Source organism: Dietzia sp. UCD-THP (assembly GCF_000349585.1).
In the GTDB taxonomy this organism is placed as follows: domain Bacteria; phylum Actinomycetota; class Actinomycetes; order Mycobacteriales; family Mycobacteriaceae; genus Dietzia; species Dietzia natronolimnaea_A.
In genome coordinates, this window is the sequence record NZ_KB714657.1 from 770 (window position 1) to 15,921 (window position 15,152).

The 15,152-nt window shown below is 72.8% G+C and carries 15 protein-coding genes and 1 tRNA gene; 11 read left to right on the top strand and 5 right to left on the bottom strand.

Translation table 11 applies throughout. The annotated features are described in order from the left end of the window. The 4 genes from H483_RS35230 to H483_RS35245 all read left to right on the top strand — a co-directional run. Nucleotides 1–1,142, top strand: a 1,142-nt coding sequence (locus H483_RS35230; protein ID WP_017838096.1) for a thiamine pyrophosphate-dependent enzyme, incomplete at its 5' end; no start/stop codon positions are given. Then, entirely contained in the window at nucleotides 1,139–1,618 is a 480-nt protein-coding gene (locus tag H483_RS35235; RefSeq protein WP_017838097.1) for a DUF3592 domain-containing protein, read from the top strand. The genes H483_RS35230 and H483_RS35235, both read left to right, overlap by 4 nt. A gap of 37 nt (nucleotides 1,619–1,655) precedes the next feature. Beyond that, a complete protein-coding gene (locus tag H483_RS35240) occupies nucleotides 1,656–2,900 on the top strand; it encodes a glycosyltransferase family 1 protein (protein WP_017838098.1) in 1,245 nt (414 codons plus the stop codon). Nucleotides 2,901–2,938: 38 nt separating this feature from the next. Continuing rightward, on the top strand, nucleotides 2,939–3,628 hold the full coding sequence (locus H483_RS35245; RefSeq protein WP_017838099.1) for a demethylmenaquinone methyltransferase: 690 nt from the start codon (nucleotides 2,939–2,941) through the stop codon (nucleotides 3,626–3,628). Between the two features lie 29 nt (nucleotides 3,629–3,657). Here H483_RS35245 and H483_RS35250 read toward each other — a convergent pair whose 3' ends face one another. Further along, a complete protein-coding gene (locus H483_RS35250; protein WP_017838100.1) occupies nucleotides 3,658–4,917 on the bottom strand; it encodes a geranylgeranyl reductase family protein in 1,260 nt (419 codons plus the stop codon). 129 nt (nucleotides 4,918–5,046) lie between these two features. Between H483_RS35250 and H483_RS35255 the strand changes: the two genes are divergently transcribed. Then, complete coding sequence (locus tag H483_RS35255) at nucleotides 5,047–6,099, top strand: polyprenyl synthetase family protein (RefSeq protein ID WP_017838101.1); 1,053 nt, start codon at nucleotides 5,047–5,049, stop codon at nucleotides 6,097–6,099. A gap of 5 nt (nucleotides 6,100–6,104) precedes the next feature. Here the strand turns inward: H483_RS35255 and H483_RS35260 are convergent, their stop codons facing one another. From H483_RS35260 to H483_RS35275, 4 genes are all read right to left on the bottom strand, one after another. Then, nucleotides 6,105–7,304 (bottom strand): ABC transporter ATP-binding protein, encoded by a 1,200-nt coding sequence (locus tag H483_RS35260; protein WP_017838102.1) that lies wholly within the window; start codon nucleotides 7,302–7,304, stop codon nucleotides 6,105–6,107. Next, on the bottom strand, nucleotides 7,297–8,091 hold the full coding sequence (locus H483_RS35265; RefSeq protein ID WP_017838103.1) for an ABC transporter permease: 795 nt from the start codon (nucleotides 8,089–8,091) through the stop codon (nucleotides 7,297–7,299). Before H483_RS35265 ends, H483_RS35260 begins: the two co-directional genes overlap by 8 nt. After that, a complete protein-coding gene (gene modA / locus H483_RS35270; protein WP_017838104.1) occupies nucleotides 8,088–8,849 on the bottom strand; it encodes a molybdate ABC transporter substrate-binding protein in 762 nt (253 codons plus the stop codon). The genes H483_RS35265 and modA overlap by 4 nt, the downstream gene beginning before the upstream one ends. 73 nt (nucleotides 8,850–8,922) lie before the next feature. Then, complete coding sequence (locus H483_RS35275; protein ID WP_017838105.1) at nucleotides 8,923–9,417, bottom strand: YajQ family cyclic di-GMP-binding protein; 495 nt, start codon at nucleotides 9,415–9,417, stop codon at nucleotides 8,923–8,925. 144 nt (nucleotides 9,418–9,561) lie between these two features. On the opposite strand from H483_RS35275, the gene H483_RS35280 reads away from it, so the two are divergent. From H483_RS35280 to H483_RS35305, 6 genes are all read left to right on the top strand, one after another. Continuing rightward, nucleotides 9,562–9,644: transfer RNA gene (locus tag H483_RS35280), tRNA-Tyr, on the top strand. Between the two features lie 133 nt (nucleotides 9,645–9,777). Beyond that, nucleotides 9,778–10,839 carry a polyprenyl synthetase family protein gene (locus H483_RS35285; RefSeq protein ID WP_031265169.1) on the top strand — a complete coding sequence of 354 codons (1,062 nt, stop codon included), beginning with the start codon at nucleotides 9,778–9,780 and terminating at the stop codon, nucleotides 10,837–10,839. Next, nucleotides 10,836–11,717 carry a phytoene/squalene synthase family protein gene (locus H483_RS35290; RefSeq protein ID WP_017838107.1) on the top strand — a complete coding sequence of 294 codons (882 nt, stop codon included), beginning with the start codon at nucleotides 10,836–10,838 and terminating at the stop codon, nucleotides 11,715–11,717. The genes H483_RS35285 and H483_RS35290 overlap by 4 nt, the downstream gene beginning before the upstream one ends. After that, nucleotides 11,714–13,471, top strand: coding sequence for a phytoene desaturase family protein (gene crtI, locus H483_RS35295; protein ID WP_017838108.1), 1,758 nt, complete (start codon nucleotides 11,714–11,716; stop codon nucleotides 13,469–13,471). The genes H483_RS35290 and crtI overlap by 4 nt, the downstream gene beginning before the upstream one ends. Beyond that, entirely contained in the window at nucleotides 13,468–13,842 is a 375-nt protein-coding gene (locus tag H483_RS35300; protein WP_017838109.1) for a lycopene cyclase domain-containing protein, read from the top strand. Before crtI ends, H483_RS35300 begins: the two co-directional genes overlap by 4 nt. After that, a complete protein-coding gene (locus tag H483_RS35305) occupies nucleotides 13,839–15,149 on the top strand; it encodes a prenyltransferase (protein ID WP_017838110.1) in 1,311 nt (436 codons plus the stop codon). Before H483_RS35300 ends, H483_RS35305 begins: the two co-directional genes overlap by 4 nt. Nucleotides 15,150–15,152 lie beyond the last annotated feature (3 nt).

A 15,152-nucleotide genomic window follows, 5' to 3' on the forward strand; every position in this document is an offset into this window, starting at 1 on the left:
AGGGCGACGACGACGAGGCGGGCCGCCACGGGAAGCCGGGCGGATTCCCGGCCGGCCGGCCCGACGGTCGCCCCTGGGTCCAGCGGGCGGGCGCGGGGGTCGACTCCGCACCCGCCGACTCGGCCGTGGCAGTGGACCTGACCCGCCCCACGCTGGTGGTCGCGGGCGCCGGCGCCGGTCCGGTGGCCGGCCTCGTGGGGGTGCCGACCGTGGCCGAGCCGGGTGCGCCGGTCCCCCTGCACCCGGTGCATCCCCTCGCGGTCCCCGCCGTGCGGCCCGAGCAGGTGGTGGTGACCGGGCGGCCGACCCTGCACCGGTCGGTCACCCGGTTGCTCGCCGACCCGGGCGTGGACCTCGTGATCCTCGACGCGGGTCCGCACGCCCCCAACCCGACCGGCAGCGCGGCCGAGCTCGCCGACTCCGTCCTGACCGGGTGGGGCGTCGACACCGAGTGGACCGACGTCACCGGTCGCGCCGACGCGCGCGCCCGCGCCGCCGTCGACCGGGTCCTGGACACGCACCTCGAGACCGCCGCGCCCACCGGCCTGCACGTGGCCCGGGCGGTGGCCCGCGGCGTGCGGGGCGGCGACCATCTCGTCGTGGGCGCCTCCAACGCGATCCGGGACCTGTCGCTGGTGGGTCCGCTCGACCCTGATGTCGCCGTGTACGCCAACCGGGGCGCGTCCGGGATCGACGGCACGGTGTCCACCGCGATCGGGGTCGCGCTGGCGGCACCGGGCCGGACGATCGCCCTGCTCGGCGACCTGACCTTCCTCCACGACGTGTCCGGGCTGCTACTGGGGCCGGTGGAGAAGCACCCCGACGACCTGACCATCGTGGTGGCCGACGACGACGGCGGCGGGATCTTCACCCTCCTCGAACAGGGCGACCCCCGGTTGGCGACCGACTTCGAGCGCGTGTTCGGCACCCCGCACGGGGCCGATCTCGCCGCCCTCTGCGCGGGGTTCGGAATCCCCTTCGTCGACACGGACCCCGACGGGCTCGAGACACTGCTCTCCGAGGCGGCCGTCGCACACCGCGACATCGTGCCCGCCGGAACGAGGGTCGTCCGGGTGGCCACCGACCGCTCCGGGTTGCGCGACCTCCACGCCGCCATGCGGGACGAGGCGGCCGGGGAGTGAGCAGGACGCTCGAGGCGAGACGTGCCCGACGTTCGGTCCGGACCCGCTGGATCGTCCGGGTCACAGCGGTCGTCATCGCCGCGTTCTCGCTCCTGACGGCCGTGCTCATCCTGGTGGCGTGCTTTGTCAACGACCAGCGCATCGACCGCGACATGGGGAGTACGACCGCCACCGTCACCGAGGTCACCGATCGCCGGGCCGCGGTGGAGTTCGACGCCGGCGGCGGCCGCCACGTCCGCCCTGTGACCGGGGTCTTCTACCCGATCGGACTGATCGAGGGTCAACGGGTGCAGGTCGAGTTCCGCCGCGCCAACCCCGATCTCGTGCGCGTCTCGGGCCGGAGCTGGACGGTCGCCGTGGTGCCCGCCCTGTCCATCCCCGCGGTGACCGTCCCCCTCGCGGCGCTCGCGTACGCCGCGGCGTCACCGCGGGTTCACAGACCGTCACCACGAGTTCCCCGCACCGACCCGCGCTGATCACCGTCCGGTGGCCCGGGCGGGAGACAGTGACGGTGTGCGCGTAGCCATCGTCACCGAATCGTTCCTGCCCAGCGTCAACGGGGTCACCAACTCCGTCCTCCGGGTCCTCGAATACGCACGTCGACACGGCCACGACTGTCTGGTGGTCGCGCCGTCCGGCAACGTCGGTCTGAGACGGGGTGCCACCGACGCGGTCCGTTCCCACCCTCTGGTGAGCGCCGTGGCGCCCCTGCTCGGATCCCCCGGAGCCCCCGGGCCGGACCACCACCTGGGATATCCGGTCCACCGGGTCACCGCCGTCCGCGTGCCGGTGGTGTCCTCCCTACCCGTGGGCGCGCCCAGCCCGAGCGTGTACAACGCACTGCGGCACTTCTCACCCGACGTGGTCCACCTGGCCTCCCCCTTCGTCCTCGGTGCGGCCGGCGCCGCCGCGGCGCGCGCCCTGGACGTCCCGTCGGTGGCGGTCTACCAGACCGACGTCGCCGGGTTCTCCACCTCCTACGGCATCGGCGCGATGGCGGAGGCGGCCTGGGCGTGGACCCGTGCGATCCACTCGACCTGCGACCGGACACTGGCCCCGTCCACCGCCGCGATGGAGGATCTGGCGGCGCACGGCGTCCCGCGGTTGTACCGGTGGGGGCGGGGCGTCGACTCGGAGAGGTTCGCCCCCTCCCATCGCAGCCAGGCCCTCCATGATCTCTGGTCCCCGGACGGCCGGCCCGTCGTGGGATTCGTCGGGCGCCTGGCCCCGGAGAAGCACGTCGAGCGGCTGCAGGCCCTCGCCGACAGGTCGGGCCCGGACGGAGACCTGCGACTGGTCATCGTCGGCGACGGGCCGGACCTCCCCGCCCTGCGCGCCGCGATGCCGCACGCCATCTTCACCGGCGAGCTGCACGGCGACCAGCTCGGGCAGGCCTACGCCACCCTCGACGTGTTCTGCCACGCCGGCGAGTTCGAGACGTTCTGCCAGTCCATCCAGGAGGCCCAGTCCTCCGGGGTGCCGGTGGTGGGCCCCGATCAGGGCGGCCCACGCGACCTGGTCCGAGAGGGCATCAACGGCCATCTCCTCGACCCCCGCCGATACGCCGGGGAGGTCTCCCGGACGGTGGACAGGGTCCTGGCCGACCACGCCCGGCTGGCCGCGGGCGCGCGAGCGACCGTCGCGGGACGCACCTGGGACGCCGTCTGTGGCCAACTGTTCGACCATTACCACGCCGCCGGCGCCCGGTCGATCCCCGGTCGGGTCGGCCCCGGACGCGCCACGCGGACGGTGGCCTGACCCGGTCCACCGCCCCGCCGCCGGGTAGCGTCGACAGCGTGTCCCGCGCCGATCTCGACAAACAGCCCCGCGACGTCGCGTCGATGTTCGACGGCGTGGCCAAGCGTTATGACCTGACCAACACCATCCTGTCCGGGGGAATGGACCACGTGTGGCGCCGCCGGGCTCGGTCGCTGCTCGCGCCCCGCCCCGGGGAGCGCATCCTGGACCTGGCCGCCGGGACCGCGGTCTCCACGGTGGAGCTGGCCAAGTCCGGCGCGTGGTGTGTGGCCGCCGACTTCTCGCTGGGGATGCTCCGTGCCGGCGCAGGGCGCGACGTGCCCAAGGTCGCCGGCGACGCCATGAAGCTGCCGTTCGCCGACGAGTCCTTCGATGCCGCCACCATCAGCTTCGGACTGCGCAACGTGCAGGACACCGCCGCCGGGCTGCGCGAGATGGCGCGAGTCGTCCGGCCGGGTGGGCGGCTGGCCGTGGTGGAGTTCTCGACCCCGGTCTTCCCGCCGTTCCGTGCGGTGTACATGAACTACCTCATGCGGGCGCTTCCCAGGATCGCCACCAGCGTGTCCTCGAACCCGGACGCATATGTCTACTTGGCCGAGTCGATCCGCGACTGGCCGGACCAGCGGGCCCTGCGCGCGCTCGTGGAGTCCAGCGGGTGGGAGCGGTGCAGCGTCACCAACCTCACCGGTGGGATCGCGGCGATCCACCTGGCCCGCCGCCCCGCCTGACTCTGCCTGACCCGGCCCGGCGGGCCGGGTCAGTCCGCGAAGAGCGGACGGCGGTCGAGCCGGCGGGCCACTGACCCCGCGGTCCGCCACGCGCGGGCGACGAGGTCGCGGTCCGACTCCGACACCGTGTTGGACATGCACCGCACGGCCGCCGACATGAGAGTCTGCGACCGCATCCCCACCGGCCCGGCCAGCGGCAGGAACCGCGGGTAGGTGAGGAGCCTGGCGGCATCGCGGGCGATGGCGAACGCCTCGCCGTAGTTCCGGCGCAGCATCTCCGGCCACGCCCGGGTCAGCTCACCGCCCGGGCCTTCGGCGACGACCAGGTCCGCGAGGAGCCGCCCGCCCTCGAGGGCGTAGTCGATGCCCTCCCCGTTGAGCGGGTTGACGCAGGCGGCCGCGTCGCCCACCGCCGCCCAGTTGCGACCGGCCAGCCCCGAGACCGCCCCACCCATCGGGAGCAGCGCCGACGTCACCGCGTGCGGGTCGCCCTCTAACGCCCAGCTCCCGCGTACGTTACGGGCGTAGTGGCGCAGGAGGTCTTTGACCGCGACGTTCGCCGGCCGGGTCGCCGTGGCCAGGGCGCCCACCCCGAGGTTGACCTCACCGTCTCCCAGCGGGAACACCCAGCCGTAACCGGGCTGGATCGTGCCCGCCTCGTCGCGGAGTTCGAGGTCGGAGCCGATCCACGGGTGATCGTGCCGTGCCGACCGCACGTAGGACCGCGCCGCCACCGCGTACACCGTGTCCCGGTGCCAGGTCCGACCCAGCATCCGGCCCACCGGCGAGCGCACGCCGTCCGCGAGGACGAGGGTCTGGCACGCGATGCGGTCGCCACCGGCACGGACCGCGACGACCTCGCCGTCGTCGCCCTTCTCCACGCCCGTCACCCGAACACCGTCGAGCACGGTCGACCCGGCGTCGACGGCCACCGCACGCATCCGGTCGTCGAACACCGTTCGACGCACTGCCGAGGCCACCCCGCCGTGATCACCGTCCGGCCACGGAACGCGCCGCTCGTGACCGAAGCCCCGCAACTCGAGTCCCCGGATGGTGATCCGGTCACGCGCCCACCCGCCCAGTCCCAACCGGTCGACCTCGCCCATCGCCCGCGGGGTCAGGCCGTCGCCGCAGGTCTTGTCCCGGGGGAACGCCGCGGCGTCCAGCACCGTGACCTCGCGCCCGGCCCGCGCCAACCAGGTGGCGGTGGCCGAACCGGCGGGGCCGCACCCCACCACGAGGACGTCGGTCGAAGCGGGAGGGCGCGGCCGTGGATCCATGCGCTCCATGGTGGCAGGTCGGCGCCGGAGCGGTCGGCGCCGACCTCGGCCGGGGTGGGGTGCCGCAGCCCGGGGGCGGGGACCGTAGTCTGTCGTCAGGATCGGTCGACGCCGGTCCACACCAGGCGACGAGGACGAATGAGGATGTCGAGCGATTCTGTGACGACCGGCACCGCTGAGACGTCGCCCGACCACATGGTGGCGGGCGTGGACGTCGGCGACGCGGATCTCGCAGCTCTGCTGAGGGCTCGACTCGTGGAGGTCGAGGAGCTTCTCGTGAGCCGCCTCGAGTCCGGGGAGGACTTCCTCACCGAGGTCGCTCTGCACCTGGTGACCGCAGGCGGAAAGCGATTCCGCCCCGTCGTGACCCTGCTCACCGGCGAGCTCGGCCCGGAACCCGACCGCGAGCGCCTGGTCAAGGCAGCCGTGGTGTGCGAGATGATCCATCTGGCAACCCTGTACCACGACGACGTGATGGACGAGGCCGCGGTGCGCCGCGGCGTCGAGTCCGCCAACAGTCGCTGGGACAACTCCACCGCGATCCTCGCCGGTGACTTCCTCTTCGCCCACTCCTCCATGCTCCTGGCGGATCTCGGTCCGGCCGCGGTCCAGCTCATCGCCCAGACGTTCGCGGAGTTGGTCACCGGTCAGATGCGGGAGACGGTCGGGCCGGGCGGCGGTGAGACCGCGGACGCTGCCGAGCACTACCTCCGGGTGATCTGGGAGAAGACCGGATCGCTGATCGCTGCGGCCGCCCAGTTCGGCGGCGAGTACTCCGGTGCGTCCGACGAGCAGATCCAGAGCCTGCGGCGCTTGGGGGATGCGGTGGGGATCGCGTTCCAGATCGCCGACGACATCATCGACATCGCCTCGCCGTCGTCCGACTCCGGCAAGACCCCCGGCACCGACCTGCGCGAGGGCGTGCACACGCTGCCGATGATCTACGCGCTCGAGGCCGGCTCGACCGACGGTGACCGCCTGCGCGAACTGCTGGCGCAGCCCCTGACCGACGACTCGGAGGTCCACGAGGCCCTGGACCTGCTGCGTGCCTCGGAGGGGATGCGTCGCGCGCGGGCCACGCTCGAGCAGTACGTGGCCGACGCCATGTCCGAGTTGGACGCCCTGCCCGGCGGGCCCGCGAACGAGGCGCTGCGGCGGCTGGTCCGGTTCACGGTCGACCGCGTGAGCTGATCCGCTCAGCTGCGGGGGTAGAGGGCGACCTGCGCGGCTTTGACCACCAGCGTCACGTCCACACCCGGGGCGAGTGCGAGCTCCGCGGCCGAGCGGCTGGTCACCTCGGCGTCGACCCGCTGGCCGTCCCGGAGCTCGGCGGTCACCCGAGTGACGGCCCCCGCCGGGGCCAGTTCGACCACGCGCGCCGGCCAGGCGTTGCGGGGGCTCGACAGGCTCCGGGGGACGACTCCGTCCGCGGCGGACCCGGCGCCCGCCTCGTCTGCGGGCCCAGGTGCCGAGTGGACGGCAACCGCCCGCGGGTCGATGGTCGCGATCGCGCGCGTGCCCGGCGCCCAGTCGGACACCTCTCCGGGCTCCGCGCCGGACACGTCTTCGTACCGTGCGCCCGGGCGGTGGCCGGTGACCGTGTCGCCGCCGGGGGTGTGCACCTCGTCGTCGTCGACGACCGTGCCCTCCAGCAGTGACACCCCGGCCAGGCGTGCCGCGAAGTCGGACCCCGGCCGGGTCAACACCCCCTCGACCGTTCCGGACTGGACGGCGCGGCCCCCCGAGACGACGACGACGTCGTCCGCCAGCGCCCAGAGGTCCAGCGGATCGTGGGTCACCATGACGACAGTGCGTCCGGTGAGTCGGTCGGCGAGCAGTCGCCGGATCCCGGGCGCGACCTCCACGTCCAGGGCGGCGAGAGGCTCGTCCAGCAGGACCAGCTCGGGATCCACGGCCAGGGCCCGGGCGAGCGCCACCCGCTGTGCCTGCCCGCCGGACAGCTCGTGTGGCCTGCGATCGGCGAGATCGCCGCAGCCCACCGCCTCGAGCTCGGTGCGGGCGCGGTCCAGGGCGGGTCGCCTGCGTACGCCGCGTGACCGCGGCCCGTAGGCGACGTTGTGCAGGGCGGTGAGGTGGGGCAGGAGCGCGGGGCGCTGCTCGAGTGAGACCACCCGGCGGCGGTGGGCGGGGACGTGGAGACCCGGTGAACTGACCAGCTGCCCGTGCAGGTGGACCGCCCCGGCGTCGGGGCGCAGGTGCCCGGCCAGCAGATCCACCGCGGTGGTCTTGCCCGCTCCGTTGGGGCCGACGATCGCCAACCGACGGCCGACGGAGACGGAGAACCGGAGCTCGACGTCGCGGGCTGAGACCCGGCAGTCGAGGGCGGCGGCAGCGGTGGCGCCTGCCGAGGGCTCGGCGAGTGGTCGCTCAGCCACGGTGCACGCTCACGCGTCGCGCGACGAACGCCGAGGTGGCCATGAGCAGCGCCGCCACCACGATCAACAGCAGCGCCAGGGCGAGAGCGGCGTCGGCATCGGACTCGCGGCTCAGGTAGATCTCCAGCGGCAGGGTGCGCGTGGTCCCCTGCAGGGACCCGGCGAAGGTCAGGGTGGCTCCGAACTCGCCCAGTGCGCGCGCGAAGGACATCGACGCCCCGGCGAGCAGTGCGGGCAGGACCAGCGGCAGCGTGACCGTGGCGAGCACCCGGGTGGGGCCGGCTCCGAGGGAGGCGGCGGTGCGTTCGAGCCGGGCATCCACGGACCGCAGCGCCCCCTCGAGGGAGATCACGAGGAACGGCATGGCGACGAAGGTCTGGGCGATCACCACGGCCGCGGTGGTGAAGCCGATCTCGATGCCCAGGACGGACAGGTGCCGGCCCACCACCCCGGTGCGACCGAGAGTGGTGAGCAGGGCCAGACCCGCGACCACCGGCGGGAGCACCATCGGCAGCGCCGTCACCGTTCGGGCCACACCGGCCAGGGGCCCGTGGCTCCGGGACAGCACAACGGCCAGGGGGGTGCCCAGCAGGACGCAGAGCAGGGTGGAGATCGCGCACGTGCGCAGGCTGAGCAGCGTGGCCTGGCGGGCGGCCTCGGAGGTGAGCAGTTCGGGGACCGCAGTCCACGGGATGCGCACCGCCATGCCCAGCAGCGGCACGGCGGCCAGGGCCACCGACACGAGCGCGGCGGCGAGCAGCCACCGGGGAAGCGGGGGTCGGGTCACGGGAGACCGAATCCGTGATCGGCCAGCACGGTGCGTCCCGCCGGTCCGGTGACCGCGTCGACGAAGCGCCGGGCCGCATCCGCGCGGGCCGCATTAGCTCGGTCCGCATCAGCCAGCTGGGTCACCGCGATCTGGTACAGATTGGGCTCGGCCCGCGCGGCGGGGATCGCGATCTGCTCGACCCGGTCACCGGCGACACGGGCGTCGGTGAGGTAGACGATCCCCGCATCGGCCTCCCCGGAGGTCACCTTGCCCAGCACGTCGGTGACCTTGGAATCCTCGCTCACCGGTCGCAGCTCCACGCCAACCGCCCCGGCCAGCGCTCGCGCGGCGTCGCCGCAGGGAACCCCTTCCGCGCACACGACCAGTCGGGTGTCGTCGAGCGAACGGTCGAGTCCGGTGATGCCAGCGGGATTCCCCGGCGGGGTGATCAGGGTGAGGACGTTGGTCGCGAACTCCACCGGCTCGCCCGAGATCAGCCCCTCGGCCACCGCCCGGCCCATGCTCCGGGAATCCGCCGAGGCGTACACGTCCGCGGGAGCGCCCCCGGCGATCTGGTCGACCAGCCCGGGGGACCCGTCGAACGACAGTCGGATCTCCACGCGGGGGTCCTCGCGCTCGATGTCCTCGGCGATCCGGGTGAACGCGCTGGTGAGGGAGGACGCGGCGAAGACGGTGAGGAGAGAGGAGTCCTCGTCGTCGTCGACCCCGACAGCACACCCCGCCAGCAGGGACAGGCCCACGGCCGCGGCCGTCATCCGCGCTCCCGACCCCACGGCGGTGCGCCGACGGCCCCTCCGGCGTCCCCCTGGGAAGGGCACTGTCGACTGCCTAGCGGTAGTTGGTGAACTGCAGCGCGACCTCGAGGTCGGCCTTCTTGAGCAGCGCCATGCACTCCTGCAGGTCGTCGCGCTTCTTGGACGACACCCGGATCTCCTCGCCCTGGATCTGCGCCTTGACGCCCTTGGGCCCCTCGTCCCGCAGGAGCTTGGTGATCTTCTTGGCGTTCTCCTTGTCGATGCCCTGCTTGAGCGACCCGACCAGGCGGAAGCCCTTACCGGATGGCATCGGTTCGCCCACGTCCAGCGCCTTCATGCTCAGGCCCCGGCGGACCAGCTTCTCGATGAACACGTCCTTGGCCGCCAGCACGCGGTCCTCGGAGGCCGCGACGATCTCCACGGCGTCGTCGCCCTTCCACTCGATACCGGCGTCGGTCCCGCGGAAGTCGTACCGGGTCCCCAGTTCCTTGGCGGCCTGGTTCAGGGCGTTGTCCACCTCCTGGCGGTCGAACTCCGAGACGATGTCGAACGAGGACTCCGAGGCCATGGGCGCGCTCCTTCTCTCACGGTGGGGGACGATCCCGGCCAGGCTACCCGGCGGAGCCATCGGCCCGGGTCACCCCGTCGGCCCCCGATTTGGCACCGGGGGTCACACGCGTTGTATCGTGTCCTAGCGCCTCCAGGGGTGCACGCCAGATTGCCCGAGCGGCCAAAGGGAGCGGATTGTAAATCCGTCGGCTTATGCCTACGTTGGTTCGAATCCATCATCTGGCACGCGAGACCCCCGCCACAAGCGGGGGTCTTCGTGCATTTCGGGGCCGAGATAGTCTGAGCGTGTGACACCGTGGAATTTCGTGGCTCCGGCCGAGGGACGCCGGGGTGCCGCATCTCGTCGAAAAGATTCGGGGTGAGGGGAATCCAGGACAGGATCGGCTCCGAACCACACGACATGACACTGGATTCGGTATCCGCCGCCCAGCGGATGACTACTCGTGACCTGCCCGAGGGTCTGGGGCCCGCCGTCGACGACTGGACGGCCGACCTCGATGCCACGACCCGATCCGGCAAAGGAATGCGCTCGGCATTGTTCGACGCCGTCTACACGCACGCGGGCGGACGCGACGAGGCGCTCCGCACTGCTGCCGGCCAGGCGCTCGAACTCCTCCACGAGGCCTTCCTCGTCCACGATGACGTGGCCGACGGCGACGACCACCGCCGTGGCCGGCCCAATCTGCAGGGCCTCACCACGACCCGGGGCGCGCAGCAGGGTCTGCCCCGGGAGACCGCCGCCCACGTCGGCATGGTGGGGGGCCTGCTCGGCGGCGACCTCCTGTTGGTGGCGGCGATGGGTCAGTTCGCCCGGCTCCCCGTGCCGGGTCCCGTGTTGCACCGCGCCATGGTGGAGGTCGAGGGCGCGGTGGTGGCCTCCGTCGCGGGGGAGTACGCCGACGTACAGGGTGCGGCCCGCGGGGAGCCCATCACCCAGGAGCACGCGCTGGCGATCGGCGCCGCCAAGACCGCCGCCTACTCCGTGACCCTGCCGCTGGTACTGGGGGTGGTCCTGGCCGGAGGGCCGGAGGAGATGATCCCCCCGCTCCGCGAGGCCGGACGCCATCTGGGGACGGCGTACCAGGTGGTCGATGACGTGCTGGGGGTGTTCGGCGACCCGGCGGTGACGGGAAAGTCCAACGAGGGTGACCTGGTGCGGCGGGCCCCCACCGTCCTGCTCGCCCACGCCGCCACCACCGACCTGTGGCCGAGCATCGACGCGGCGCTCGGTGAGGTCGACCCCGACCCGTCGGCCGCCCGGTCACTGCTGGCCGAGTGCGGTGCCCGCGACCACGCGCTGGGGATCGCCGAGGACCTGGTGACCGCCGCCCGTGCCGCTCTGGACTCCCCGGCCGTCCCGCACGAGCTGCGCTCCGCACTAGACCCCCACCTGGCCACCGCCCTCGAGAGGACCCGATGACCCCGCAGAGCCCGCACGCCGAGTTCACGGAGGCCGCCCGCGCGTGCAGTGACGTGATCCTGCGCCGCTACTCCACCTCGTTCGCCCTGGCCTGCCGACTGTTGGCGCCGGCGACCCGCCCGCACGTCGCGGCGATCTACGCCTGGGCCCGCGTCGGGGACGAGGTCGTCGACGGTGCGATGGACGACCCCGTCGCGGCCCGCGACCTCATCGCCGAGGCCCGCCGCCGCACCCACCGCGCGGTCGAGCGGGGGCTCGACCCCGACCCGGTCACCCACGCCTTCGCGGACACCGCCCGCCGTTTCGGGATCGGTGCGAGGTTGATCGACCCGTTCTACAACTCGATGGAGGCCGACCTGGAGGTCACCGAGCACACCGAGGAGTCGCTGCGCCGGTACATCCACGGTTCCGCCGAGGTGATCGGGGAGATGTGCCTGCGGACGTTCGCCGGTGGGGGACTGGGCGACGACGACGAGCTGGCCGCCGGGGCGCGGGCCCTCGGTTCGGCGTTCCAGAAGGTCAACTTCCTGAGGGACATCCGGGAGGACTCGCTCGAGCTGGGCCGAAACTACCTGCCGGGCCGCGACCCCCGCGCGCTGACCGAACGGGACGTCGCCGAGCTCGCCGACGACGTGGATGCGGACCTGCGCGTCGCCCGAATCTCGATCGATCGGATCCCCGGGCGTGACCGGGTGGCCGTGCTTGCCGCGCACGACCTGTTCGCCGAGCTCAACGACCGCCTGCGCGTGGCCGGTGCGGCCGGGGTGAGTGCGGGTCGCGTCCGGGTCCCGGGCCCGGTCAAGCTCGCCGTGCTCGGCAGGGCCGCCTCGGGTCGGGGACGATCCATCGCGGCCCGCGGACAGGCGGTCGTGCGATGAGCGCCCGGAGCCTGCTCGGGTCGGGCGCCCGCGTCCTGACCGATCGACTGCCCGGCGCCCACGCCCGCAGACCGGCACCGGACGGCCCCGTCGTGGTGGTGGGGGGCGGGATAGCCGGCCTGGCCACCGCCGCCCTGCTGGCCCGAGAGGGCCGCGACGTCACGCTGGTCGAGGCGACGGAGCAGGTGGGCGGCCGCGCCGGGAGTTGGTCCGCAGGCGGCTTCCGCTTCGACACCGGGCCGTCCTGGTACCTGATGCCCGAGGTGTTCGACCACTTCTTCCGTCTCTGCGGCTCTTCGGCCGCCGAGCAGCTCGACCTGGTCCGGCTGGACCCCGGGTACCGCGTCTACTTCGAGGGCCAGACCGAGCCGGTCGACGTCCGCTCCGACCGTCGGGCGTCGCAGGCGCTGTTCGAGTCCCTCGAGCCGGGTGCGGGTTCCGCTCTGGGGAAGTACCTCGACTCCGCCCGGGCGACCTACGAGCTGGCGCTGCGACGGTTCCTCTACACCAACTTCACCTCGTACCCGGCGCTCGTGCGGCCGGACGTGCTGGCCCGCGCCGGGGCGTTGGTGGCGCGGCTCGTGCAGCCGCTGCAGTCGTTCGTCTCCCGCCGCTTCGCCGACCGCCGGATCCAGCAGATCCTGGGCTATCCGGCGGTGTTCCTGGGATCCTCGCCGTACCTGGCCCCGTCGATCTATCACCTGATGAGCCACCTCGACCTCACGGACGGTGTGCTCTATCCGCGGGGCGGGTTCACCGAGGTCATCGCCGCGGTCCGGCGGGTGGCCGAGGCGCAGGGGGTGCGCATCCACACCGGCACCGAGGCCGTCGAACTCACCACCTCCGCCGGCGGCGGGCGGCAGAGCGGCTCGGGCGGCTCGGGCGGCGGAACCACCCGCGCACGGGTGACCGGTGTCCGGGTGCGCGACGGCGCCGGCGCCGAGCGGACGCTGCCCGCCGGGCTCGTGGTGGGCGCCGCCGACCTGCACCACCTCGAGACCCGGTGGCTCCCGGAAGAGTTGCGCACCTACCCGCAGTCCTACTGGGACTCCAAGACGCCCGGACCCGGCGCGCTGCTCATGCTGCTGGGCGTGAAGGGTGAACTGCCGCAGCTGTCGCACCACACCCTGCTGTTCACCGACCGCTGGGAGGAGGGCTTCGACGCGATCTTCGGCGAGTCCACCCACATCCCCGACCCGGCCTCGCTCTACGTCTGCCGCCCCAGCGCGACCGACCGCCCCGACGCCGGCATCGCCCCCGCCGGGCACGAGAACCTCTTCGTCCTGGTCCCCATCCCCGCCGACCCCGGTCTCGGGCACGGGGGCGTCGACGGCGCCGGCGACGCCACCATCGAGGCGGCCGCCGACCGGGCGATCGCCCAGATTGCCGACTGGACCGGCATCCCCGACCTGGCGGAGCGTGTGGTGGTCCGTCGCACCATCGCCCCGGCGGACCTCGAGGACGACCTGGGGGCGTGGCGCGGCACCGCCCTCGGGCCCGCCCACACGCTGGCCCAGAGCGCGTTCTTCCGGACCCGCAACGTCTCCCGGCACGTCGACGGTCTCTACTACGCGGGGGCGTCCACCATCCCCGGGATCGGGCTGCCGATGTGCCTCATCAGCGCCGAGCTGGTGCTCAAACACGTCCGGGGGGACACGGGCACCGCGCCGGTGGCCGAGCCGGGCGGGGGCACGGTGTTTGACAGAGCTGCGAACGACAGGACTGTGAACGACAGGGCGGTGTTCGACAGGTGATCGGGCTGGCCTATCTCCTGGTTCAGGTGGTCTCGTTCACCGGAATCCTGGTGATCGACCACCGCTGGAAGCTGGCGGCGTTCCGCGCCCCCGCCGCCGCGGCTCTCGCCGTCACCGCCTCCGTGGCGCTGCTGCTCACCTGGGACGTCCTCGGGGTGCGCAGCGGCGTGTTCTTCCGCGGCCAGACCGACTTCATGACCGGTCTGCTGGTGGCGCCCGAGATCCCGGTCGAGGAGGTCGTCTTCCTGGCGTTCCTGTCCCACCTCGCGCTGGTGTGCGCGGCGGGGGTCTCCCGTGCCGTCGAGCACGCGGCCGCGTCCCGGACGGCCCGGTCCTCCCAGACAGTCCGGGCGACGGGGGAACGCCCGTGACCAGCCTTTACACCACCCTCAACCTCACCATGTCCATCCCCGTGGTGGCCGTGGCCCTCCTCGCCGCCTGGCGCCTGCGCGAACAGGCCCGACGCCGGTGGCTGATCGGGGTCGGCGGCGCGTTCGTCATTCTCATGATCCTCACCGCGGTGTTCGACAACATCATGATCTCGGCCGGGCTCGTGGCGTACGACGACGAGCTCACCAGCGGAATCCGGCTGGGCGTGGCGCCCGTCGAGGACTTCGCCTACGCCGTGGCCGCGGCGGTGTTCGTGCCGTCGGTGTGGGCGCTGCTCACCGAGTCGCCGCGCGTCGGGGCCGGGGTCGGGAACCCGACCGTGTCGGGCAGGGGTGACGCGCTGCTGACGCGCGGCCCGGGACACGGCGGCGACGACGATGCCGACGACGAGGTCCGCGCCCCCGAGCGGTCCCCGTCACCCGGTCTGCTCTCCACGCTGTTCTGGTCGTCCCGGCCGGTGTCGTGGATCAACACCGCCGCGCCGTTCGCGCTGGCGTACTTCCTGGCCACCGGGGGGTTCGACCTCGTCGGCGCGATCGGCACGGTCTTCTTCCTGGTGCCCTACAACCTGGCGATGTACGGGATCAACGATGTGTTCGACTACGAGTCGGACCTGCGCAACCCGCGCAAGGGCGGCGTCGAGGGATCGGTGCTCGAACGCTCCCGTCACACCGCCACCCTCGTGGCCTCCGCGGTGACCACGGTGCCGTTCCTCGTCTATCTGGTGCTGGTGGGATCGCTGGAGTCGTCCCTGTGGCTCGCCGCGAGCGCCTTCGCCGTGATCGCCTACAGCGCCAAGGGACTGCGGTTCAAGGAGATACCGTTCCTCGACTCGGTCACCTCCGCCTTCCACTTCGTCTCCCCGGCCATCGTCGGCTGGACCATCGCGGGTGCCGAGCTGACCGGGGGAGTGTGGGCGTGCCTGGTGGCCTTCATGTTGTGGGGCGCCGCCTCGCAGGCCTTCGGCGCCGTGCAGGACGTCCGCTTCGACCGCGAGGCGGGCCTGAAGTCCGTCGCCACCGTGCTCGGAGCGCGTGCCGCGGTGTGGTTCGCGCTGGCCTGCTACGCCGCCGCGGTGGTCGTCCTGCTGGTGGCGGCGCCGTGGCCCGCGTCCGGGGCCGCCTTCGCGATCCTGCCGTACCTGGCCACCGTCGCGGCCTATGTCGGGGTGACCGACGCCGACGCCGAGCGCACCAACGAGGGCTGGAAGCGCTTTCTGGTGCTCAACATGCTGGCGGGGTTCTGCGTCACGCAGATCATCCTGTGGTCGGTGCTCGTCTGGTCCTGACGC

What these genes read in the sequence shown, in the direction of transcription:
- H483_RS35250 (WP_017838100.1), bottom strand. Translation starts at nt 4,917, where the DNA reads ATGGAGCGCATGGATCCACGGCCGCGCCCTCCCGCTTCGACCGACGTC.
- H483_RS35255 (WP_017838101.1), top strand. Translation starts at nt 5,047, where the DNA reads ATGAGGATGTCGAGCGATTCTGTGACGACCGGCACCGCTGAGACGTCG.
- modA (WP_017838104.1), bottom strand. Translation starts at nt 8,849, where the DNA reads ATGACGGCCGCGGCCGTGGGCCTGTCCCTGCTGGCGGGGTGTGCTGTC.
- H483_RS35275 (WP_017838105.1), bottom strand. Translation starts at nt 9,417, where the DNA reads ATGGCCTCGGAGTCCTCGTTCGACATCGTCTCGGAGTTCGACCGCCAG.
- H483_RS35290 (WP_017838107.1), top strand. Translation starts at nt 10,836, where the DNA reads ATGACCCCGCAGAGCCCGCACGCCGAGTTCACGGAGGCCGCCCGCGCG.
- crtI (WP_017838108.1), top strand. Translation starts at nt 11,714, where the DNA reads ATGAGCGCCCGGAGCCTGCTCGGGTCGGGCGCCCGCGTCCTGACCGAT.